Here is a 21,859-nt window from a genome sequence, read left to right on the forward strand (position 1 = left end):
GATGCGGCCGAAGTCAAACAGACTTCGTCGGAAGCAGAACAATGTTACGCTTCAATATTGTCATTAAGTAATTCACCTAGGCGTTCACGATGAATCAACAGCCCGGCTCCCAACCGCCCATCCCCGACTTCCTGACGGCCCCAGGTGTGCTGGGCGCGCAGATCCAGGCCTACGACTGGTCGCAGACGCCGCTGGGCCCGATCGCCGATTGGCCGCAAAGCCTGAAGGCGGTGGTCAGCCTGATGCTCAGCTCGCCGCAGCCGATGTGGATGGGCTGGGGCGAGCAGGCGACGTTTTTATACAACGACGCCTATATCAACGTCCTCACCGCGGCCAAGCACCCCTGGGCGCTGGGTCAGCCGGCGGCCGACGTCTGGGCCGAGATCTGGGACTATTGCGGACCGCTGGTGGACCGCGTGTTCCATCACGGCGTAGCCACGCTGGCCGACGACGTGCGCCTGTTCATGCGCCGCGCCGATTTTCTCGAAGAGATGTTCTACTCCTTTTCCTACAGCCCGGTGCGCGACGAATCCGGGCGCGTGGCCGGCCTGTTCTGTCCCAACCTGGACGTCACGGCCAAGCACCTGAACGCGCGCCGGCTGCGCACCTTGTCGGACGTGAGCAGCCGCTCGCTGCAGGAAAAGACCGTGCTTGACGCCTGCGCCAGCACCATTGCCGCGCTGGCCGGCAATCCGGACGACCTGTCGTTTGCGCAGCTGTACCTGGCCAACCCCGACGGCGGCCCGGCGCAGCTGGTGGGCGCCACCCACGCCGGCATGGACGCCGCCTGCTTTCCGGTCGCCGAAGTGATCGCCGGTGGTGTCGGCCGCGAGGTGGCGCTGGGGCCGGTCGCCGGCCTGCCGCGGGGGCTGGCCAACCAGGCGCTGCGCCAGGCGCTGGTGCTGCCGCTGGCGGGCGTCGGGGCCGGCAACCAGGCAGCCGTGGGCGCGCTGGTGCTGGGCGTGAGCGCGGCGCGCAAGCTCGATGACGATTACCGCAGCTTCCTCGGGCTGATCGCGACGCAGGCCGGCAACGCCATCCAGCAGGCGCGCGCGACCGAGGGCGAACGCCTGCGCGTGGTCGCCCTGGCTGAACTGGACCAGGCCAAGACGCAGTTTTTCAGCAACGTCAGCCACGAGTTCCGCACGCCGCTGACGCTGCTGCTCGGACCGCTGGAGGAGGCGCTCGACGACGTCGGCCAGCCGCTGCCACCGGCGCAGCGCGAGCGCCTGCAACTGATGCACCGCAACGGCCTGCGCTTGCAGAAGCTGGTCAACACGCTGCTCGATTTCTCGCGCGTGCAGGCCGGCCGCGCCCGCGCCAACTTCGTGCCGACCGACCTGGCGGCGCTCACTTCCGACCTGGCCAGCAGCTTCCGCTCGGCGGTGGAGGGCGCCGGCATGCGGCTGGCGGTCGATTGCCCGCCGCTGGCGTCGCCGGTGTACGTGGACCGGACCATGTGGGAAAAGATCGTCCTCAACCTGCTGTCGAACGCCTTCAAGTTCACCTTCGAAGGCGAAATCCGCGTCAGCCTGCGCGGCGCGGGGCAGCAGGTGCGCCTGTGCGTGGCCGACAGCGGCACCGGCATCGCGCCCGACCAGGTGCCGCGGCTGTTCGAACGCTTCCACCGCGTCGAAGGCGCGCGCTCGCGCACGCACGAAGGCTCGGGGATCGGGCTGGCGCTGGTCAACGACCTGGTGACGCTGCACGGCGGCGAGATCGTCGTGCGCAGCGAGCTCGGTAGCGGCACCGAGTTCTGCGTCGCCATCCCGCTCGGCACCGCGCACCTGGACCCGGCGCAGATCGGCGAACCGGAACCGGCGCAGCAGCAGACCACGCGCGCCTACCTGGCCGAAGTCGAAGGCTGGACGCAGCCGGCCTCCGCGCCGCGCGCCGCCGCCCTGTCCGACGCGGCGAAGCGCGGCCGCCTGCTGATCGTCGACGACAACGCCGACATGCGCGACTACCTCCAGCGGCTGCTGGAAGCCGAGTGGCAGGTCGAAGTGCGCACCAACGGCGTCGAGGCGCTGGAGGCCATGGCGCGGCAGGCGCCGGACATGATCCTGTCCGACGTGATGATGCCGCAGCTGGACGGCTTCGGCCTGCTGGCGGCGGTGCGCGCCAATCCGGCCGTGCGCGGCACGCCGTTCATCCTGCTGTCGGCGCGCGCCGGCGAGGAGGCGCGGCTCGAAGGCTTGCAGGCGGGCGCCGACGATTACCTGGTCAAGCCGTTCTCCGGCCGCGAACTGGTCACCCGCATCGATCTGCTGCGGCAGCGCCAGCAGGCGCGCACGGTGGAGCAGGCGGTGGCGCGGCGCACGCAGAGCATTTTCAGCCAGGCGCCGGTCGCCATCGCCATCCTGCGCGGGCCGCAGCACGTGTTCGAACAGGCCAACGAGTATTACCAGGAGCTGGTCGGCCATCGTCCGCTGGCGGGCCTGCCGATCCGCGCGGCGCTGCCGGAGCTGGCGGGGCAGGGCATCTACGAACTGCTGGACGGCGTGCTGGCAACCGGGCAGCCATACGTGGGCCGTTCGATGCTGGTGCGGCTGATGCGCGGCCAGCCGGCGCAACTGGCCGACTGCTATTTCGATTTCGTCTACCAGCCCTTGCTGGACGACGCCGGCCTGCCGGAAGGCGTGGCGGTAGTGGTGTTCGAAGTGACCGAACTGGCCAACGCCAAGCGCGCGGCCGAACAGGCCAGCCGCGCCAAGGATGAATTCCTGGCCATGCTGGGCCACGAGCTGCGCAATCCGCTGGCGCCCATCGTCACCGCGCTGCAGCTGATGCAGCTGCGCGGCGGCGACTACGCCGTCAAGGAGCGCGCCGTGATCGAGCGCCAGACCAACCACCTGGTGGCGCTGGTGGACGATCTGCTCGATGTTTCGCGGGTGGCCGAGGGCAAGATCCATCTGCGCCGCCAGCCGGTGCAGATGGCCGAGGTGGTGGCGCGCGCGATCGAAACGGCCAGCCCCCTGATCGAACAGAAGCGCCACGTGCTGGAGCTGGACGTGCCGTCCGGCGGGCTGGCGGTGATGGCCGATCCGAGCCGCTGCGCACAGGTGGTGGCCAATCTGCTGACCAACGCCGCCAAGTACACCGAGCCGGAAGGCCGCCTGAGCGTGCGCGTCTGGCGCGATGGCGACGAGGTGGCGGTGCAGGTGCGCGACAACGGCATCGGCATTTCGGCGGAGATGCTCGGTTCGGTGTTCGACCTGTTCGTGCAGGAGCGCCAGGCGCTGAGCCGTTCGCAGGGCGGGCTGGGACTGGGGCTGACCATCGCCAAGAGCATGGTGACGCTGCACGGCGGCCGCCTGCAGGCGCACAGCGACGGCATCGGCTGCGGCAGCACCTTCACCATGTACATCCCGGTGCTGGAGCAGGCTGCGGACCAACCGGCCGCGGCGGCGGCGCCGGCCGGCAGCGGCATCGCGGCGCCGGCCGACGGCATGCGCATCATGGTGGTCGACGACAACGAGGACGCCGCCCGCGCGCTGGGCGAGGCGCTGGAGATGCTGGGCTATTCGGTGCAGGTGGTGTTCAGCGCGCCGGCCGCGCTGGAACTGGCGCCGCTGCTGCGGCCGGACCTGTGCCTGCTCGATATCGGCCTGCCCGGCATGGACGGCTACGAGCTGGCGGGGCGCCTGCGCCAGCAGGCCGCGCATGGCAACGGCAACCCGCGCCTGTTCGCCGTCACCGGCTACGGCCAGGACGCCGACCGCCGGCGCGCCATGGAAGCCGGCTTCGAACGGCACCTGACCAAGCCGATCAATCTGGCGCGTCTGGACGCCATGCTGCGCGGTGTTATTGAGGAATAAAGTGAGTTGCATTAAAAATATTTGTGTCCGATAGGAATGCTCCTACAAAAAAAGCCACTGCGCCTGCTATGCTAGCCAGCAATTTTGTGTTGTTTCAACCTTTACTTTCTAAAAATGGGGATTTGATGAGCTCGAACGATAACGCCCGCCGCATCGGCACGCTGATCCAGCAACACCAGGCCGAGATCCAGGCTGAATGGATAGCGCAGCTGCAAGGTCTGTCCTTCCGCAGCGACGCCGCGTCCGAGGAGCAACTGCGCCGCCACTGCGGCCAGTTCCTGGCCCTGTTGCCGAGCGCCACGCTCAACGGCGGCTTCGACAGCATCGATGGCCGCGCCTTCGACGAGGTGCGCGACCAGCTGACCGAGATCTCGACCCAGCGCGCGCGCCAGGGCTCGACCCCGAGCGAAACGGCGATGTTCGTGTTTTCCCTGAAACAATCGCTGTTTGCCAGCCTGCGCCAGTCGCTGGCCGCCGAGCCGGAACTGCTGGCCGAGGCGCTGTGGAGCGTGAGCACGCTGCTCGACAAGCTGGGCCTGTTCACGGTGGAAGTGTTCCAGAAGAGCCGCGACCAGATCATCGTGCGCCAGCAGCAGGAATTGCTGGAGCTGTCGACCCCGGTGGTCAAGCTGTGGCAGGACATCCTGGCGCTGCCGCTGATCGGCACGCTCGACAGCGCGCGCACCCAGGTGGTCATGGAGAGCCTGCTGGAGAAGATCGTCGAGACCGGCGCCGCGATCGCCATCATCGACATCACCGGCGTGCCGACCGTGGACACGCTGGTGGCCCAGCATCTGATGAAAACCATCGCCGCCGCCCGCCTGATGGGCGCGGACTGCATCATCAGCGGCATCCGCCCGCAGATCGCGCAAACCATCGTCCACCTGGGCGTCAACCTGGAGGACGTGGTCACCAAGGCAACGCTGGCGGACGCCTTCATGGTGGCGCTGGCCCGCGTCGGCGCCAGCGTGACCCGCACCGCCGCCTGAGCCGCCCATGGAACGCATACCTATTCTGCGCATCGGCGACCTGCTGCTGGTGACGATCCAGGTCGACATGCATGACCGCCTGGCGATGACGCTGCAGGACGACCTGACCGAGCGCATCGTGCGCGACAACGCCAAGGGCGTGCTGATCGACATCTCGGCGCTGGACCTGGTCGATTCCTTCATCGGCCGCATGATCAGCAACACGGCGGCGATGGCGCGCGTGCTGGACGCCCAGACCGTGCTGGTCGGCATGCAGCCGGCGGTGGCGATCACGCTGGTCGAACTGGGCCTGACCCTGCCGGGCGTGAAGACCGCCCTCAACGTCGAGAAAGGCATGACGCTGCTCGGGAAGAGTTATCTACGATGAGCAACGCCAGTGCATCCGAGGCGGTGCGGTTTACGTCGCGCCTGCTGGACGGCGGCGGCCAGGTTCAGCGCAGCAGCACGCTGCCGCTGCACACCGACGAACACGTGGTCGGCGTGCGCAAGGTGGTGCGCGAACAGGCGCTGGACATGAAACTGAGCCTGGTCGAACAGACCAAGCTGGTGACGGCGGCCAGCGAGCTGGCGCGCAACACCATCAAGTACGGCGGCGGCGGCATGGTGCTGGCGCAGACGCTGTCGGACGGCGTGCGGCGCGGCCTGCGGCTGGTGTTCGCCGACGACGGCCCCGGCATCGCCGACATCGCCCAGGCCTTGCGCGACGGCTACACCAGCGGCGGCGGGCTGGGTCTGGGACTGGGCGGCGCCAAGCGCCTGGTCGACGAGTTCGACATCGATTCACGCAGCGGAGAAGGTACGGCGGTAGCCATCACCAAATGGAAAAAATAATCAATTCGCTGGAAGAACCGCACTGGGTGGCGATCACCCATACCAGCGATATCGCCGCCGCCCGCCGTCTGGGGCAGCGGCTGGCGCAGCAACTGGGCTTTGACGACACCCGCGCCGGCCAGCTGGCCATCGTCATCACCGAGGTCGCCACCAATATGCTCAAGCACGCCGGCGAAGGCCGCATGGCGCTGTCGGTGGTGCACAGCGGCGAAGCCAACGGCATCGAGGTGCTCGGCTACGACCGCGGACCGGGCATCGCCAACCTGGGCCAGGCGCTGCGCGACGGCGTCTCCAGCGCCGGCACCGCCGGCACCGGGCTGGGCGCGCTCAAGCGCCTGGCCGACGAGTTCGACGTCTACGCGCCGCGTGGCAAGGGCGCGGTGTTCTTCGCCCGGCTGTGGGACGGCAAGATTGCGGCCGCGCCATTGCAGACTGGCGCGCTGTGCCTGCCGCTGGCGGGCGAAACGGCCTGTGGCGACGCCTGGGCCGTGGCGCGCCAGCGCCATACGCTGACCTTGCTGATGGTCGACGGCCTCGGCCACGGGCCGGAAGCGGCCAAGGCGGCGACGGCGGCGGTGCAGGCGATGGCGCAGCAACCCAGCCTGCGGCCGGCCGAACAGATCGCGGTATGCCACCAGGCGCTGCGGCCCACGCGCGGCGCGGCGCTGGCCGTGGCGCTGCTCGATCCGGCGGCCGGTGTGCTGCATTTCGCCGGCGTCGGCAACATCAGCGCCTGCATCATCGATCAGGGACCGCGGCGCCAGCTGGTGTCGCACAACGGCATCGTCGGCCACAATATGCGCAAGGTGCAGGAGTTCACGCTGCCGTGCGCGCCGGGCGCGCTGATCGTCATGGCCAGCGACGGCATCAGCACGCAGTGGGATCTGGAGCAGTATCCCGGCCTGGCCGGCTGCGCGCCGTCGGTGATCGCGGCGGTGCTGCTGCGCGATTGCGCGCGCGGCCGCGACGACGCCAGCATCCTGGTGCAACGCTGCCCGGAGGCCGCATGAACGTGCCGACCCGGATCCTGCAGGTGGGCATCGACAGCGAGCCGGACGTGGTGATGGTGCGCCAGCGCGCGCGCCAGATCTCGGCACTGCTCGGCTTCGGCGTGCAGGACCAGGTGCGGGTGGCGACGGCGGTGTCGGAAGTGGCGCGCTGCGCCTATGGCCGGCTGGCCGGCGGCCGCGCGCAGTTCGCGCTCGACCTCCAGGCCCAGCCGCAGCGGCTCAGCGTGACGATACGCGCCGACGGCGGCGCGCTGCGGCCGGTGGCGCTGCCGCCCGGCGTCGAGGCCGAGTCGCCGCTGCTGCAATTTGAAAACGCCATCGTCACGGCAGAGCGGCTGATGGATGGCTGCAGCGTGCAGCCCGGCGCCGAACCGGGCCTGCATGTGACGATGCACAAGGAACTGGGGCCGCGCCAGCAGCTCGACCACGCCGGCCTGGACCGGCTGGCGGCGGTGCTGGCGGCCAGCCCGGTGCAAAACACCTACGCCGAAATGCAGCAGCAGAACCGCGAGCTCGGTTCGGCGCTGGCCGAGCTGCGCCAGCGCCAGGACGACCTGCTGGCGCTGACGCGCGAGCTGGAGGACACCAATCGCGGCGTGGTGGCCTTGTACGCGGAGATCGAGGAAAAGGCCGAGCGCCTGCGCAAGGCCGACGAGATGAAGTCGCGCTTCCTGTCCAACACCAGCCACGAGCTGCGCACCCCGCTCAGCTCGATTCGCGCGCTGGCCAAGCTGCTGCTCGACCGCATGGACGGCGAGCTGACGGTGGAGCAGGAGCGCCAGGTCGGCTTCATCGCCAGCGCCGCCAGCGACCTGTCGGAGCTGGTCAACGATTTGCTGGACCTGGCCAAGATCGAGGCCGGCAAGGTGGAGCTGACCATCGCGCCCATCGATATCGGCAATCTGTTCAGCGCGCTCAAGGGCATGCTGCGGCCGCTGGCGCGCAACCCCACCATGGTTGAACTGGTGTTCGTGGCGCCGCCGCAGCCGCAGCTGCTGCTGTCGGACGAGGGCAAGGTGGCGCAGATCCTGCGCAATTTCATTTCCAACGCGCTGAAATTTACCGAAGCGGGGCAGATCACCGTCGAGCTGCGCGCCAGTGACGACCCCGACCATGTTACGTTTGCGGTCAGCGACACCGGCATCGGCATCAGCGCCGACAACCTGCAACTGATTTTCGAAGAGTTCAGCCAGATCGAGCACCCGCTGCAGCGCCGCTCGAAGGGGACCGGCCTGGGCCTGCCCCTGTGCCGCAAACTGGCCACGCTGCTGGGCGGCGCGGTCGATGTGAGTAGTGAAGCCGGTGCCGGCTCCACGTTTTTCCTGCGCTTGCCGCGCCAGTTCGAGCCCGGCGATGGCGACAGAGGCAGTTTATGATGAAGGACAAGCCCGTGAGCAATAGCGATATTCTGATCCTTAACGTCGACGACAACGACGGCGCGCGTTATGTGAAGACCCGCATCCTGCAAGGCGCCGGTTTCCAGGTGGCCGAGGCGGCCAACGGCACCGATGCGCTGTCGCTGGCCAGGCGGCTGGTGCCGGCGCTGGTGCTGCTCGACGTCAAACTGCCCGACATCAACGGCATCGAGGTCTGTCGCCAGATCAAGGCTGACCTGTCCACCTGCAGCGTGCTGGTGCTGCAGACCTCGGCCGCGCTGACGGGGCGCGACGACAAGATCCGCGGCCTGGAAGGCGGCGCCGACAACTACCTCGCCGCGCCGATCGAGGCCGACGAACTGATCGCCAACGTCAACGCGCTGCTGCGCCTGCAGCGCACCCAGGCCGACCTGCGCAACAGCGAGGAGCGCTTCCGCCAGCTGACCGACAATATCGAGGACGTGTTCTGGATGTTCGGTTTGTACAGCAACGAGCTGCTGTACGTCAGCAAGGCCTATGAAGCGATGTGGGGCCGCCCGCCGGAGCAGCTGCAGCAGCAGCCGGACGACTGGATCAACGCGATCCACGCCGACGACCGCGCCGGCGTCGAGGCGCACTGGCAGGCGGTGCAGAAAGGCGAGCATTACGAGCAGGAATACCGGCTGTGCCAGGCAGACGGCGTGCTGCGCTGGGTGCGCGACCGCGCCTTCCTGGTGCGCAACGCCAGCGACGCGCCATACCGCATCGCCCGCATCACCAGCGACATCACGCACCGCAAGGAAATGGAAAGCCTGCTGCATTCGGCCGACGAAAACAAGAACGACTTCCTGGCCACGCTGGCGCACGAGCTGCGCAATCCACTGAGCCCGATCCGCAACGCCGTCACGCTGATGGGCGAAGCGGACGCCGGCCAGACCGAGGTGCACCGCAAGGCGCGCGAGATCATCGTGCGCCAGGTCGGGCATCTGTCGCGGCTGGTGGACGACTTGCTCGACGTGGCGCGCATCTCGGAGGGCAAGCTGACGCTGCGCCTGCAGGAAGTGGAATTGCACGCGGTGCTGGAGCCGGCGCTGGAGGCGGTGCGGCCGCTGATCGAGGCGCGCGGGCATCTGCTGCTGGTGGATGTGCCGGAGCAGCCGATCTGGCTCAACGGCGATCCGGTGCGGCTGTCGCAGGCGGTCGGCAACCTGCTGCACAACGCCGCCAAGTTCACCAACAGCGGCGGCGAAGTGCGGCTCGAAGTGCGCCTGACTGCGCAGCAGACGGTGCGCATCGCGGTGCGCGACAACGGCATCGGCATCACCAGCTACAACCTGCCGCGCATCTTCAATATGTTCGCGCAGGGCGCCTCGGCGCACGACCGCGCGCACGACGGGCTGGGCATCGGACTGTCGCTGGTGTCGACGCTGGCGCGTATGCATGGCGGCAGCGTGGCCGCCGACAGCGCCGGCATCAACCAGGGCAGCAGCTTCGTCATCGAGTTGCCGCTGCTGGCGACGGCGCCCGCCGCCGTGGCGGCGCCGGCGCAGCAGCAGCCGGTGGCGTCCCGCCGGCTGCTGCTGGTCGACGACAACGTCGATTCGGCCGAAGTGATGGGCGAGCTGCTCAGGGTGATGGGCCACGAGGTCTACCTGGCGCACGACGCCGGCGGCGCCATGGAGCAGGCGCGCGCCCACCTGCCGGACGCCATCATCCTCGACATCGGCTTGCCGAACATCGACGGCCACACGCTGGCGCGCATGCTGCGCGCCGAGCCGGCGTTCGCGAAGACGCGCCTGATCGCGCACACCGGCTTCGGCTCGGCGCGCGACCACGAGAACACCGCCAAGGCGGGGTTCGACTTCCACCTGGTCAAACCGGCGACCTTCGACGACCTGGAACGGGTGCTGCGCGCGGTCTAGCTCGGGCCGGCCACAGGCCACTGTACTTGCCGGAGACGGTGCGATCTGTGTTCCTGTGGAGGCGGCGTTGGCAATTATGCTTACCTTGACGATATCAAGGAGCATCCGCCATGGAAGACCGCAAACCGCCAGCCCCCGCAGGCAAGATCGAACCCTACACCCATCCCGCCGCCGGCTGGGGCGCGTTGAAGTATGTTGCGCTTAATCTGTTCAAGGAGCGGGTCAGCGGCGTCAATTACAAATCGCTGTTCGCGCAGAACCAGCCGGACGGCTTCGATTGCCCGGGCTGCGCGTGGCCAGACCGCGAGCACGGATCGACCTTTGAATTCTGCGAGAACGGCGTCAAGGCGGTGGCGGCGGAATCGACCAGCAAGCGGGTGACGGCGGACTTCTTCGCCAGCCACACCGTCGCCGAACTGCTGCAGCAGTCCGACTATGAACTGGAGCAGCACGGCCGCCTGACCCGGCCGATGCGCTACGACGCCGACTGCGACCGCTATGTGCCGGTATCGTGGCACGAAGCGTTCGCGCTGGTGGCGCGCGAGCTGCAGGCGCTGGACCATCCGGACCAGGCGGCGTTCTACACCTCCGGCCGCGCCAGCAACGAGGCGGCCTTTCTGTACCAGCTGTTCGCGCGCGCCTACGGCACCAACAACTTCCCCGACTGTTCGAATATGTGCCACGAGGCGACCAGCCGCGGCCTGCCCGGCACCGTCGGCATCGGCAAGGGCACGGTGACGCTGGACGATTTCGAACATGCGGATACGCTGCTGATCTTCGGCCAGAATCCCGCCACCAACCACCCGCGCATGCTGGGCGAGCTGCGCGAATGCGCGCGGCGCGGCGCCACCATCGTGTCGATCAACCCGCTGCGCGAGCGTGGGCTGGAGCGCTTCACCAGCCCGCAGCATCCGGTCGAGATGCTCACCATGTCCAGTACTCCCATCAGTTCGATGTTCATCCAGCCGCGCCTGGGCGGCGACTTCGCGCTGATCAAGGCGCTGGCCAAACGGCTGCTGGAGCTGGACGATCACGCGCTGCTGGATGGCGGCAAGCGCCAGCTGGACCTGGACTTCATCGCCGGTCACACCAGCGGCTTCCACGAGTTCGCGCAGGACTTGCGCATGGAGAGCTGGCCGCTGCTGGTGGAGGAATCCGGCGTGCCGCGCGAGGAGATCGAGAAGCTGGCCCAGGTCTACATCCGCGGCGAGCGCGTGATCGCCACCTGGGGCATGGGCCTGACGCAGCATAAAAACTCGGTGCCGACGATACAGATGCTGTCCAACCTGATGCTCATGCGCGGCAATATCGGCCGGCGCGGGGCCGGCCTGTGCCCGGTGCGCGGCCACTCCAATGTGCAGGGCGACCGCACCGTCGGCATCGAAGAGCGTCCGACCGAAGCCTTCCTGGACCGCATGCGCGAGGTCTTCGATTTCGATCCGCCGCGTCACCATGGCTACGACGTGGTGGCCACCATCGCGGCGATGGCGAAAGGGAAGGTCAGGGTCTTCGTCGGCCTGGGTGGCAACTTCGCCGTCGCCACGCCGGATACGCCGCTTACCTGCAAGGCCTTGCAGTCCTGCGAGCTGACGGTGCATGTCGCCACCAAACTCAATCGCAGCCATCTGATCCACGGCCGCCAGGCGCTGATCCTGCCGACGCTGGGCCGCACCGAGATCGATGTGCAGAACGGCGTGCCGCAGGGCGTGACGGTGGAGGATTCAATGAGCATGGTGCACATCTCGTACGGCATCAACAAGCCGGCGTCGGAGGAGCTGTTGTCGGAGATCGCCATCGTGTCGCACATGGCCGAGGCCACGCTGGGCAGCGGCGCGGGACGCGGACGGTATGCGCTGGCATGGCCCGCCTATCGCGACGACTATGCGCGCATCCGCGACGATATCGAGAAAGTGTTCGACGACTTCTACGACTACAACGCACGGGTGGCGGTGCCGGGCGGCTTCCATCTGAAGGTGGCCTCGCGTGAGCGCGAATGGAACACCGCCAGCGGCAAGGCGCAATTCGTGCCGCACGCGGTGGAACGCGACACGCCGATCGCGCGCGCCCGCATCCGCTACGGCGAGCGACTGATGGTGATGATGACGACGCGTTCGCACGACCAGTACAACACCACCATCTATGCGCTGGACGACCGTTATCGCGGCGTGTTCGGCATGCGCCGGGTGATCTTCATCAACCAGGCCGATATCGACATGCTGGGCATGAAGGCGGGCGACTGGGTCGATGTGCGCAGCGTCTGGGACGATGGCGTGGAGCGCCGCGCCGACGGTTTCATGCTGGTGGCCTATGACATCCCGCGCGGCTGCATAGGCGCTTACTACCCGGAGACCAATCCACTGGTGCCGCTGTCCAGCGTGGCCGATGGCGCGGGCACGCCGACGTCGAAGTCGATCCCGGTGCTGCTGTCGCCGGGCGCCATGCCGGCCAACGGCGGGAAGTGACGCCATGATAGTCCGTCCATCCGGTAACTGGCTGCGCATGTTGTTCGTCTGGGACGGCTCGGTGCTCAAGTCCATCGTCCCGCAACTGCTGCTGATACTGGCGATCAGCTCATTGGCGGTGGCGACGGATGGCCGCATCGCCGGCATCAAGATCCCGCTGGATACGGCGCCGTTTCCGCTGGTCGGCGTCAGCCTGGCGATCTTCCTCGGCTTCCGCAACAACGCGGCGTATGCGCGCTTTGTCGAGGCCCGGCAGATATGGGGCCGCATCCTGATCGCGGCACGGTCGCTGACATCGCAGGCGCTGACCTATCTGCCGCAGGAGGACGACGGCTTCGCCCGCAAGCTGTTCGTGCGCCGCCTGATCGCCTTCGTCTACGCGCTGACGCACCAGCTGCGCGGCACCGATCCCAGGCCGGACCTGGCGCGCTATCTGAACGAGGAAGACCTGGAACACTTGAGCGGCATGGACTACATCCCCGTGGCGCTGCTGGACCGCCTGCGCCTGATGCTGGCGCGCGCCGCCCGCAAAGGGCAGGGGCCGGAGCAGATGCTGTGGATGCTGGATGCGCAAGTGGGCGAACTGGCGGCGGCGGTCGGCGGCTGCGAGCGTATCAGCAATACGCCCATACCGTTTTCCTACGGCGTGCTGGTGCACCGCACCGTCTACCTGTATTGCTTCCTGCTGCCTTTCGGCCTGGTGGACGCGATCGGCCTGGCGACGCCGCTCATCTCCGTGTTCGTCGCCTACACGCTGTTCGCGCTGGAGGCCATCGCGCAGGAGATTTCCGAACCGTTCGGCACCGATCCGAACTGCCTGGCGCTGCATGCGATGACGCGCAATATCGAACGCTCGCTGCTGGAGCAGTGCGGCCAGCCGAAGCCCGAGCCGGTCGCCGCCAACGCCGCCTACAACGTCAATTGAGCGTCAGCTGGCTGTCAGTTCGCCCGCCAGCTGGCCCAGCATGCGTACCGCCGCTTCCACGTCCGCGCTCCACGGATAGCTGTAGTTCAAGCGGATGCAGTGCTGCCAGGCGTCGCCGGTGGCGAACATATTGCCGGCGCCGACGCTGATGCCGCGCTCCTGCGCCCGGGCATACAGCTCCAGCGCGCGCACCGACGGCGGCATCGTCACCCACAGCAGATAGCCGCCGGCCGGCTGCGTCACGCTGGTCCCCGGCGGGAAGAAGCGCCGCACGGCGGCGGACATGATGGCGGCCTGCTGCGCGTAGGCCTTGCGCAGCTTGCGCAAGTGGAAATCGTAGCCGTCGTTCTTCAGGTATTCGGCGATGGCCAGCTGCGGCAGCGCGGCGGTGTTGAGCGAGTTGAGGAACTTGAGCTTCTCCACCTGCGCGCGGTAGCGGCCCGGCAGCGTCCAGCCGATGCGGTGGCCGGTGTCCAGGCTCTTGGAAAATGAATTGCAGTGCAGGACCAGTCCGTGCCTGTCGTACTGCTTCAATGAGCTGGGATGGGTGTCGCCGTAATACAGCTCGTGATAGACATCGTTCTCGATCGCCGGCACGTCGTGCCGCGCCAGCATCTCCACCAGCGCGCGTTTGCGTTCGTCGCTCATCATGAAGCCCAGTGGATTCTGGAAGTTCGGCATCAGGATGCAGGCTTTGACGCCCTGGTTGACGATGGCGGATTCCAGTGCGGCGATGTCTATGCCTTGTTCCGGATCGGTGGCGACTTCCAGCACGCGCATGCCCATGCGTTCCAATGCCTGCAACAGCGCGTAGTAGGTCGGCGACTCAACCGCCACCAGATCGCCGGGCTGCGCCACCGCTTGCAGGCACAGATTGATCGCTTCGGTGGCCCCGGTGGTGATGATGATTTCGGCGGCATCCACCGTCAGGCCGTTCTCCAGATGGCGGCGGGCGATCTGGCGTATCAGCTCCGGATTCCCCGGCGGCAGATCGGACAGCTGCTGGTTCTGGCCCACGCGCCGCGAGACAACGCCCGCATGGTAATTGAGCCGCGCCCAAGGGAAGGCCGCCGGATCGGGGAAGGGCGAGCCGAGGGGAATGCTGCCCTGGCCGATGGAGCGCAATGTCGTCAGCACCAGCGTGCTGGTGTCGAGCGCCGGCGCGCGCGCCAGGTCGGCAGGGGAGAGCGGCGCGGAGATGGCGTCCTTGCGCACCGGGGTATCCGGACGGCGGCGGACAAAGTAGCCGGACTGCGGCCGTGCTTCGATGATGCCTCGGCTTTCCAGCAGCAGGAAGGCGCGGATCACCGTCGAGATACTCAGCTGGTGGTGCTGGGCGGTCTGGCGCACCGACGGAATGCGCTCGCCTTCGCGCAGCACGCCTTGCGCGACCTGGCTGGCGATGGCGTCCGCCAGCGTTTCGTAGAGTTTCGCGGGTTTCATGGATAGCAGCGTAGCGGAAACCGTGCGCGGCCGCCACTACCGGCCGGGCTGTCCTCATGCCGGCGTGGCTATTTGGTGCGAATCCGCTTGCCGTCAAATCCGCATGTGCTGCACGATGTAGTCGATGAACACGCGCAGCTTGGGGGAGGCGTAGCGGCTGGCCGGCCACAGCATCGTGAACGTTACCGTCTGCTCCATGTAGTCGGCCAGGATGGTGTGCAGGCGGTTGTCCTTCAGCTCATCCTCGATGATGAAGGTGGGCAGGAAAGCGATGCCTTCGCCTTGCAGCAGCGCGTAGGTGATCGCTTCGACGGTGCTGCAGGTCATGCGTTCCTTCAGTTGCGGTTCCGGTTCTCCGTCCGCCAGCTTGAAGGGCCAGCGTTCGATGCGGCCGCTGGCCGGGAAGCGGTGCAGCAGGCAGTGGTGCTGCGCCAGTTCGCGCGGATGCGACGGCGTGCCGTATTTCGCCAGGTAGGCGGGCGACGCCACCACCACCTGCGGGCAGGCGCCGATGCGGCGTGAGGCCAGGCGCGAATCGTGATGGGAGCCGGTGCGGATCACGGCGTCGTAGCCTTCTTCGATGATGTCGACCATGCGTTCGGACAGGTCGATTTCCAGCGCGATCTCGGGATAGCGGCGCATGAAGCCTGTCAGCGTCGGCATCACCAGGCCGGTGAGCTGCGGCGTGCTGACGCGCAGGCGGCCGCTGGGTGTGCCGGAGAGTTCGGACAGTTCGGCCTCCGCCGCTTCCACCTCGCTGAGGATGCGGCGGCAGCGTTCCAGGAATAGCGTGCCCTCGGCGGTCAGGGTGATGCTGCGGGTGCTGCGGTGGAACAGCCGTACCGCCAGCCGCTGCTCCATGCGCGCGATGCTCTTGCCGACGGCGGACGAGGAGATGCCGAACTGCGCGCCGGCCCTGGTAAAGCTGCGCGCTTCGGCGACGGCGACGAACAATGAAATGCCACTCAGGCTGTCCATGGATCACTCTTATTGGGAAGATTGCGGAAGTATGTGTCCGATATCTTTGGAATTGCAAGCTATTTATCTTCAATGAGGGAAGCCTTACATTGGCTGTATTCCCAACTTAGTGAGCGAATCATGAACAAGCTGATGTCCCCTGTAGCAGTCGGTCCTTATACCATCAACCACCGCGTGGTACTGGCGCCGCTGACCCGCATGCGCGCCGAAGCCGGCGCCCGGCCTGGCCCGCTGATGGCCGAATACTATGCGCAGCGCGCCTCGCAAGGCGGCCTGCTGATTGGCGAGGCCACCATCGCCGCGGAAAACGGCAACGGCTACCTCGGCGCACCCGGTCTGTACGACGATAGCCAGATCGCCGGCTGGAAGATGGTGACGGACGCCGTGCACGCCAAGGGCGGCAAGATATTCCTTCAGCTATACCATGCGGGCCGCCAGTCCAACAAGGACGTGCAGCCAGCGGGTAGCACTCCGGTCGGTCCGTCGGAAGTGCCGCATGGCGGCGTGGCCTACACGTTGGAAGGCTGGGTGCCGAACACGCCCAACCGGGCGTTGACGATTCCGGAAATCGAAGGCCTGGTCGAGAGCTTCCGTTTGGCCGCCATCCGTGGCCAAGAGGCGGGCTTTGACGGGGTTGAACTGCACGCTGCCAATGGCTACTTGTTCGATCAGTTCCTGCAGGACGGCAGCAACAAGCGCACCGATATCTACGGCGGCTCGTTTGAAAACCGCGCGCGCTTCCTGCTTGAAGCTACCCGCGCTGTAATCTCTGTCTGGGGCAGCGACAAGGTGGCGGTGCGCATCGGCCCAAGCGGCAGCTGGGGCGATATGTCGGATAGCGACCCCGAGGGCTTGTTCAGTTACGTGGCGGGACGGCTGTCGGAATTGAAGCTGGCCTACCTGCACCTGATCGAGCCGCGCATCGCCGGCAATGTCGAGGACGAGACGCGCAGCCAGGCGCCGGTGGCCGCGCAGCTGATACGCAAGCACTACGCGGGCACCATCATCGCCGCCGGTGGTTTCGACCAGCAATCCGCCGAAGCGATCATCGCGGCCGGCGATGCGGACCTGGTGGCATTCGGCCGCCACTTCATCGCCAATCCGGATCTGCCGGAGCGCCTGCGCAACGGCTGGCCGCTGAACGAGTATGACCGCGACAGCTTCTTCGGCGGCACGGCGGCGGGCTACACCGATTATCCGTTTTACCGGAAGGAGGCGCTGGCCGCTTGAGCTGTCTGATCCGGTCAATTGCCGGCCGTGGTATAAAGGCCTGTTCAAATTTAGAGCAGGTGACTCATGTCGATCAAGTCTGTATTGGCGCTGTTGATGTGGTGCTGTGCGGCGCTGGCTTCGGCGGCGCAGGTGGCTGGGGTGGTGGCGCAGGCCAGTGGTCCGTTGACGGCGCGTTCGTCCTCCGGTGCGGTCAGACAGCTCAAGCTGCAATCCGAAGTGGAAAGCGGCGACACGCTGGTCACAGCATCCGGCGCCTGGACCACCGTGCGTTTCATCGACAACAGCGAGCTGACACTGAAGCCGGGCACCACCATCGTCGTCGAACAGTTCTCCTTCGATGGCGACAAGCCGGAGGCAGACCACGCGGCCTTCACGCTGGTCAAGGGCGGCCTGCGTTCGCTGAGCGGTTTGCTCGGCAAGCGTAACAAGGAAAAGTTCGCGATGAAGACGCCTAGCGCTACGATCGGCATACGCGGCACCACCTTCTTCCTCGAATACCTGACAGGGAAGGGCGATGCCGAACCGTCGCCGGGACTGGAGCCCGGCCTGCACGTGCATGTCAGCGCGGGCGGCATCTCGATCGACAACGAGGCCGGCCACTTCCAGTACGATCCCGGCCAGTTTGGCTTCATCAAGAACAATAGCACCCGGCCGGTGAAGATGTTCGCCAATCCTGGCATGCAGTTCGCGCCGCCGGCCGCGTTCGGCGAGGCCGACACCCTCAAGCCTTAGCCTTCCGCCACCTGCACCACCACCTTGCCGCGTGCCGTGCCTTCGGTCAGCGCGGTGTGGGCGGCGGTGACGCTGGCCGCGTCCAGCGTGTAGACGCCTGCATCCAGCGCCACCTTCAACTTACCGGCTGCGGCCAGTGCGCCGGCTTGCAGCATGATCGCGCCGTGGTGCGCGCGGCCTTTGCCCGACAACAGCGGCAGCAGCGTGAACACGCCCGAATACGTCGCGGCGCGGAACGACAGCGGCGCCAGCGCATGCGTTCCCCAGCCGAGACAACTCACCACATGGCCGCCGTACTGGCGCGCTGCTCGGAACGATGCGTCCAGCGTGGCGCCGCCCACCGTGTCGTAGACCACGTCGTAGCCTTCGCCGCCAGTGTGCTGCTCGACGTATTGTTCAACGCTGGTGCTCTGGTAGTCGATGAAGGTCGCGCCCATGTTCTCGATGGCGGTTCGCTGGCCGGCGCTGCCGGTGGCGTAGACGGTAGCGCCGAGCGCCACCGCCAGCTGCACCGCCATATGCCCGACACCGCCCGCGCCGCCATGCACCAGCACCTTCATGCCCGCGCCGACACGTGCGCGATCGACCAGGCCTTCCCAAGCGGTGATGAAGATCAGCGGCATGGCGGCTGCTTCGCGCATCGACATTTGTTCGGGCACGTGCGCCAGCAAGTCGGCATCGACCGCCGCGTACTGCGCCAGCGAGCCTTGCACGCCGCCTATGCCGCCCGTCATGCCGAAGACGCGGTCGCCGCGTGTGTAGCCTTGCACGCCTTCGCCCACACTCTCGACGATGCCTGCGATGTCGATGCCCAGCACTGCGGGCAGTTGGGCACGGGCGTGGTCCGCCTTGCCGGCGGCGATTTTGGTATCGAGAGGATTGACGCCGCTGGCGATCACGCGCACCAGCACCTGGCCGGCTGCGGCGACAGGGCGGGCGATCTGCATATCCGACAGCGGGGCGCCAAAGGCGTTCAGTACGACGGCTTGCATGGTGTTCATGGTGCTGCTCCTTGATGGTTGGTTGATGGAGCTATTCTGCGGCCACGCGACGGCGCGAAAAAGTGGGCGCCGCCGCATTCAGTATCCCGGGATCGTGAATAATCAGGCTAGAATCGCCCTGTACAACAGGGAGAACACGTGGACCGTCTGGATGCACTGAAGGTGTTTTGCGCCGTCGTCGATGCCGGAGGCTTCAGCCGCGCTGCGGCCAAGCTGGGGATTTCGACATCGTCCGTGACCCACCAGATAGGCGTGCTGGAAGCGCACTTCGGCGTCAAGCTGCTGAACCGCACCACGCGCAGCATGTCGCTGACCGATGAGGGCCGCCGTTGCGTCGAGCAGGCGCGCGGCCTGCTGGCGGAGATGGAGGAGCTGGAAAGCAGCATGAGCGACGCCCACCAGACGCCGCGTGGCATGCTGCGGGTGGATATGCCGGGCATATTGGCGCGGCAGTTCGTGGCGCCGGCCTTGCCGCGCTTCCTGGCGGCGTACCCGGAGCTGAGCGTGCGCCTGACGGCCAGCGATCGTCTGATCGACATGGTGGACGAGGGCGTGGACGTGATGCTGCGCATCGGCGAACTGCCCGATTCCGGCCTGGTGGCTCGCAGCGTTTTCAAGAACCGCTACATCTGCTGCGCCTCGCCGGACTTCATCGCCCGCCACGGACGGCCGCAGCATCCTGATGATCTGAACGATTTCCCCTGCCTGAACTTCGTCTACCCCAAGGCCCGCCAGCTGCGGCCGTGGAGCTTCCAGCGGGACGGCCTGCCCTTCACCAGCACGCCGCGCGGCGCAGTGGCGATCGACCACGTGGAATCGCTGATCGAGATGGCGGTGCAGGGCGGCGGCGTGGTGCAGCACCTGTCCGTGTCGCTGATCGAGCCGCTGCGCAGCGGTGCGCTGGTGCCATTGCTGGAGCAGTGGCAGGCGCCGGGGCCGGACGTGTCGGTACTGTACCAACAGCGGCACCAGCGCGCCGCACGCGTGGCGGTGTTCGTCGATTTCGTCGACACGCTGTTCAAGAACGCCGCAGCTTCCTTCCCGCCAGCGGATTGATGGTGCCGGCGCAGTCGCCGCAGAAACCGTACAGCGACAGCGAATGCTCGTGCAGCACGAAATTGCGTTCGCGCGCCACGGCCTCCTGGCGCTGCTCGATTTCAGCGTCGAGGAATTCTTCCATGCGGCCGCAGTTGGTGCAGATCAGGTGGTCGTGGTGACCGCCTTCATTCAGCTCGAACACCGAGGCCACCGATTCGAAATGCCGTCGTATCAGGATGCCGGCATCGGCAAACTGCATCAGCACGCGGTAGACCGTGGCCAGACCCATGTCGATGTTCTCCGCGTGCAGCAGGCGGTAGACGTCATCCGCGTTCAGGTGCTTGCTCTTCGATTCCTGAAACAGCTGCAGTATGCGCAGGCGGGGCAGGGTTGCTTTCAATCCGAGCTTGCGCAGTTCTTGAGGAATATCCATGTGTCTCCATAATGATAATGATTCTTATTCTCATAATATATGGAATTTATTTAATTGGCAACCGTCTCGGCGATATAGGGAACACGTTGATCCAACCATCAAGATGGTCGTCGAGACAATACATTCGATAGCTGGATGCTATGCAAATTAATATTTAATTATTGAAATTCGTGGTTTTTCGATAGATTTTTTGGTGTGGCGCTCTAATTGATCGACAGTTGCCGTACGGCAGTATAAAGTGACTGCATCCGATTCAGTTCTTCGGAGCGGCGCCTTAGCCACGTGCCTCGCGCGTTAGCCGCGACCTTCCCACCTTGTTGAGTTTTCCCCCCGTCCTCGCGGACGGTGTTCGCGTCTTCGCGCGTCCTGAACACGGTGCACTTGGCAGAACATGCCGTATGTAGACGACAGACAGGAACCACGAATGACCGTTGATTTTTCACCGCTGCGCGCCGCCCGGGCTGCGTTGACCTTTAGCCTGACGATGCTGGCTTGCGCCATGGCGCAGGCCGACGACACCGCCGCCGCGCCGTTGTGGACCTTCGGCGGCTACGGCACGCTGGGTTTTGTGCACAGTAACGACAGCCAGTCCGACTTCACCGCCAACGTGCTCAATCCCGGCAACGCCGGTGCCAGCCACGAGTGGAGCGCCACCGTCGACAGCCGCCTGGGCATGCAACTGGGCCTGAACCTGAACAGCCGCTGGTCGGCCGTATTGCAGGTGGTATCCGAGCGCACGCTGCAAAGCGGCTATGCGCCGACGGTCGAATGGGCCAACATCAAATACCAGGCCACGCCGGACCTGAACCTGCGGGTAGGGCGCATCGCGCTGCCGCTGTTCCTGGCGGGCGACTATCGCAAGGCCGGCTATGCGCTGCCGTGGGTGCGGCCGCCGGTCGAGCTGTATGGCGCCATCCCGATCAGCAATAGCGACGGCGTCGACGCCAGCTACCGCTGGAGCGCAATGGGCGTCCACAACGTCACCCAGTTCTTCTTCGGCCGCACCGACATCGCAGTGACGCCGCAGGCGCATGCCACGGCGCGCGCGATGACGGGCCTGTCCAACACCACCACCAGCGGCGCGCTGACCGTGCGCGCCAGCGCGATGACGACCGAACTGACGGTCAACCTGGCGCGCGAACTGTTCGCCGGCTTGAGCCAGTTCGGGCCGCAGGGCGCGGCGCTGGCCGCGCGCTACGATGTCAACGCCAAGCGCGCCGACGTGGTCACGCTGGGCGCCAGCTACGATCCTGGCGCCTGGTTCCTGATGGGCGAAGTGGGGCGCATGAACGCCCGTTCCTACCTGGGCGATAAAACCGCCGCCTACTTCAGCGCCGGCTACCGCTATGGCGACCTGACGCCGTATGCGGGCTACGCGATGTCGCGTTCGCGCACGCCGGCCCGCATCGACGGCCTGGATCTGCGCGGCCTGCCGCCGCAGTTGGCCGCCGCCGGCGCCCAGCTGAACGGGGGCTTGAACCAGATGCTGGCCACGATACCGCACCAGCGCAGCATCAACGCCGGCCTGCGCTGGGACGTGCGCGCCAACTACGCGCTCAAGCTGCAGTATGATCGTCTGACGCCGCTGCGTGGTTCGAACGGCACCTTCATCAACGTGCAGCCGGGCTTCCAGTCCGGCCATCCGATCAGCGTGGTCAGCGCTTCGGTCGATTTCGTATTCTGAGGGGA

Annotated in this window: 17 protein-coding genes; 13 read left to right on the forward strand and 4 right to left on the reverse strand. The window is 66.6% G+C overall.

Features of this window, described 5'->3' with window-relative positions; translation table 11 throughout:
• The first annotated feature begins 89 nt into the window (after nt 1-89).
• The 9 genes from GEV02_RS13455 to GEV02_RS13495 all read left to right on the forward strand — a co-directional run bounded on the left by GEV02_RS13455 (nt 90) and on the right by GEV02_RS13495 (nt 13,312).
• Complete coding sequence (locus GEV02_RS13455; RefSeq protein WP_152838434.1) at nt 90-3,818, forward strand: ATP-binding protein; 3,729 nt, start codon at nt 90-92, stop codon at nt 3,816-3,818.
• A gap of 125 nt (nt 3,819-3,943) precedes the next feature.
• Nucleotides 3,944-4,807: an STAS domain-containing protein gene (locus GEV02_RS13460; protein ID WP_152838435.1), complete on the forward strand. Its 864-nt coding sequence runs from the start codon at nt 3,944-3,946 to the stop codon at nt 4,805-4,807.
• Between the two features lie 7 nt (nt 4,808-4,814).
• On the forward strand, nt 4,815-5,174 hold the full coding sequence (locus GEV02_RS13465; protein ID WP_008447609.1) for an STAS domain-containing protein: 360 nt from the start codon (nt 4,815-4,817) through the stop codon (nt 5,172-5,174).
• The gene (locus tag GEV02_RS13470) at nt 5,171-5,638 is read left to right on the forward strand and encodes an anti-sigma regulatory factor (RefSeq protein ID WP_174999091.1); all 468 of its coding nucleotides are present in this window, start codon (nt 5,171-5,173) and stop codon (nt 5,636-5,638) included. Before GEV02_RS13465 ends, GEV02_RS13470 begins: the two co-directional genes overlap by 4 nt.
• Complete coding sequence (locus tag GEV02_RS13475) at nt 5,626-6,648, forward strand: ATP-binding SpoIIE family protein phosphatase (protein ID WP_152838436.1); 1,023 nt, start codon at nt 5,626-5,628, stop codon at nt 6,646-6,648. The genes GEV02_RS13470 and GEV02_RS13475 overlap by 13 nt, the downstream gene beginning before the upstream one ends.
• Nucleotides 6,645-8,024: a sensor histidine kinase gene (locus GEV02_RS13480; protein ID WP_152838437.1), complete on the forward strand. Its 1,380-nt coding sequence runs from the start codon at nt 6,645-6,647 to the stop codon at nt 8,022-8,024. The genes GEV02_RS13475 and GEV02_RS13480 overlap by 4 nt, the downstream gene beginning before the upstream one ends.
• On the forward strand, nt 8,021-9,925 hold the full coding sequence (locus tag GEV02_RS13485) for a hybrid sensor histidine kinase/response regulator (protein ID WP_152838438.1): 1,905 nt from the start codon (nt 8,021-8,023) through the stop codon (nt 9,923-9,925). Before GEV02_RS13480 ends, GEV02_RS13485 begins: the two co-directional genes overlap by 4 nt.
• Before the next feature lie 110 nt (nt 9,926-10,035).
• Nucleotides 10,036-12,387 carry an FdhF/YdeP family oxidoreductase gene (locus GEV02_RS13490; protein ID WP_152838439.1) on the forward strand — a complete coding sequence of 784 codons (2,352 nt, stop codon included), beginning with the start codon at nt 10,036-10,038 and terminating at the stop codon, nt 12,385-12,387.
• Between the two features lie 4 nt (nt 12,388-12,391).
• A complete protein-coding gene (locus tag GEV02_RS13495) occupies nt 12,392-13,312 on the forward strand; it encodes a bestrophin family protein (RefSeq protein WP_152838440.1) in 921 nt (306 codons plus the stop codon).
• 3 nt (nt 13,313-13,315) lie between these two features.
• Here the strand turns inward: GEV02_RS13495 and GEV02_RS13500 are convergent, their stop codons facing one another.
• Together GEV02_RS13500 and GEV02_RS13505 are read right to left on the reverse strand one after the other, a co-directional pair.
• Entirely contained in the window at nt 13,316-14,755 is a 1,440-nt protein-coding gene (locus tag GEV02_RS13500; RefSeq protein WP_152838441.1) for an aminotransferase-like domain-containing protein, read from the reverse strand.
• Nucleotides 14,756-14,848: 93 nt separating this feature from the next.
• Complete coding sequence (locus tag GEV02_RS13505; protein ID WP_152838442.1) at nt 14,849-15,733, reverse strand: LysR substrate-binding domain-containing protein; 885 nt, start codon at nt 15,731-15,733, stop codon at nt 14,849-14,851.
• A 120-nt stretch (nt 15,734-15,853) separates the two neighbouring features.
• Here GEV02_RS13505 and GEV02_RS13510 point away from each other — a divergent pair, with 120 nt between their 5' ends.
• Nucleotides 15,854-16,963, forward strand: a complete 1,110-nt coding sequence (locus tag GEV02_RS13510; protein WP_152838443.1) for an alkene reductase — start codon at nt 15,854-15,856, stop codon at nt 16,961-16,963.
• A gap of 66 nt (nt 16,964-17,029) precedes the next feature.
• Entirely contained in the window at nt 17,030-17,698 is a 669-nt protein-coding gene (locus GEV02_RS13515) for a FecR family protein (RefSeq protein ID WP_152838444.1), read from the forward strand.
• Here GEV02_RS13515 and GEV02_RS13520 read toward each other — a convergent pair.
• A complete protein-coding gene (locus tag GEV02_RS13520) occupies nt 17,695-18,699 on the reverse strand; it encodes a zinc-dependent alcohol dehydrogenase family protein (protein WP_152838445.1) in 1,005 nt (334 codons plus the stop codon). The two genes, GEV02_RS13515 and GEV02_RS13520, sit on opposite strands and share 4 nt — an antisense overlap.
• A 138-nt stretch (nt 18,700-18,837) precedes the next feature.
• Here GEV02_RS13520 and GEV02_RS13525 point away from each other — a divergent pair, with 138 nt between their 5' ends.
• The gene (locus GEV02_RS13525) at nt 18,838-19,755 is read left to right on the forward strand and encodes a LysR family transcriptional regulator (protein WP_328595807.1); all 918 of its coding nucleotides are present in this window, start codon (nt 18,838-18,840) and stop codon (nt 19,753-19,755) included.
• Here the strand turns inward: GEV02_RS13525 and fur are convergent.
• Entirely contained in the window at nt 19,718-20,170 is a 453-nt protein-coding gene (gene fur, locus GEV02_RS13530) for a ferric iron uptake transcriptional regulator (protein WP_008447620.1), read from the reverse strand. The genes GEV02_RS13525 and fur overlap by 38 nt on opposite strands.
• Before the next feature lie 424 nt (nt 20,171-20,594).
• Between fur and GEV02_RS13535 the strand changes: the two genes are divergently transcribed.
• The gene (locus GEV02_RS13535; RefSeq protein WP_152838446.1) at nt 20,595-21,854 is read left to right on the forward strand and encodes a porin; all 1,260 of its coding nucleotides are present in this window, start codon (nt 20,595-20,597) and stop codon (nt 21,852-21,854) included.
• Nucleotides 21,855-21,859 lie beyond the last annotated feature (5 nt).

The sequence above is a fragment of the Rugamonas aquatica genome (assembly GCF_009380215.1).
Classification (GTDB): domain Bacteria; phylum Pseudomonadota; class Gammaproteobacteria; order Burkholderiales; family Burkholderiaceae_D; genus Rugamonas; species Rugamonas aquatica_B.

Bases quoted from the DNA above. Each gene is read 5' to 3' on its own strand.
- GEV02_RS13455 (WP_152838434.1), top strand. From the start codon at position 90: ATGAATCAACAGCCCGGCTCCCAACCGCCCATCCCCGACTTCCTGACG.
- GEV02_RS13460 (WP_152838435.1), top strand. From the start codon at position 3,944: ATGAGCTCGAACGATAACGCCCGCCGCATCGGCACGCTGATCCAGCAA.
- GEV02_RS13465 (WP_008447609.1), top strand. From the start codon at position 4,815: ATGGAACGCATACCTATTCTGCGCATCGGCGACCTGCTGCTGGTGACG.
- GEV02_RS13470 (WP_174999091.1), top strand. From the start codon at position 5,171: ATGAGCAACGCCAGTGCATCCGAGGCGGTGCGGTTTACGTCGCGCCTG.
- GEV02_RS13475 (WP_152838436.1), top strand. From the start codon at position 5,626: ATGGAAAAAATAATCAATTCGCTGGAAGAACCGCACTGGGTGGCGATC.
- GEV02_RS13480 (WP_152838437.1), top strand. From the start codon at position 6,645: ATGAACGTGCCGACCCGGATCCTGCAGGTGGGCATCGACAGCGAGCCG.
- GEV02_RS13485 (WP_152838438.1), top strand. From the start codon at position 8,021: ATGATGAAGGACAAGCCCGTGAGCAATAGCGATATTCTGATCCTTAAC.
- GEV02_RS13490 (WP_152838439.1), top strand. From the start codon at position 10,036: ATGGAAGACCGCAAACCGCCAGCCCCCGCAGGCAAGATCGAACCCTAC.
- GEV02_RS13495 (WP_152838440.1), top strand. From the start codon at position 12,392: ATGATAGTCCGTCCATCCGGTAACTGGCTGCGCATGTTGTTCGTCTGG.
- GEV02_RS13500 (WP_152838441.1), bottom strand. From the start codon at position 14,755: ATGAAACCCGCGAAACTCTACGAAACGCTGGCGGACGCCATCGCCAGC.
- GEV02_RS13505 (WP_152838442.1), bottom strand. From the start codon at position 15,733: ATGGACAGCCTGAGTGGCATTTCATTGTTCGTCGCCGTCGCCGAAGCG.
- GEV02_RS13510 (WP_152838443.1), top strand. From the start codon at position 15,854: ATGAACAAGCTGATGTCCCCTGTAGCAGTCGGTCCTTATACCATCAAC.
- GEV02_RS13515 (WP_152838444.1), top strand. From the start codon at position 17,030: ATGTCGATCAAGTCTGTATTGGCGCTGTTGATGTGGTGCTGTGCGGCG.
- GEV02_RS13520 (WP_152838445.1), bottom strand. From the start codon at position 18,699: ATGAACACCATGCAAGCCGTCGTACTGAACGCCTTTGGCGCCCCGCTG.
- fur (WP_008447620.1), bottom strand. From the start codon at position 20,170: ATGGATATTCCTCAAGAACTGCGCAAGCTCGGATTGAAAGCAACCCTG.
- GEV02_RS13535 (WP_152838446.1), top strand. From the start codon at position 20,595: ATGACCGTTGATTTTTCACCGCTGCGCGCCGCCCGGGCTGCGTTGACC.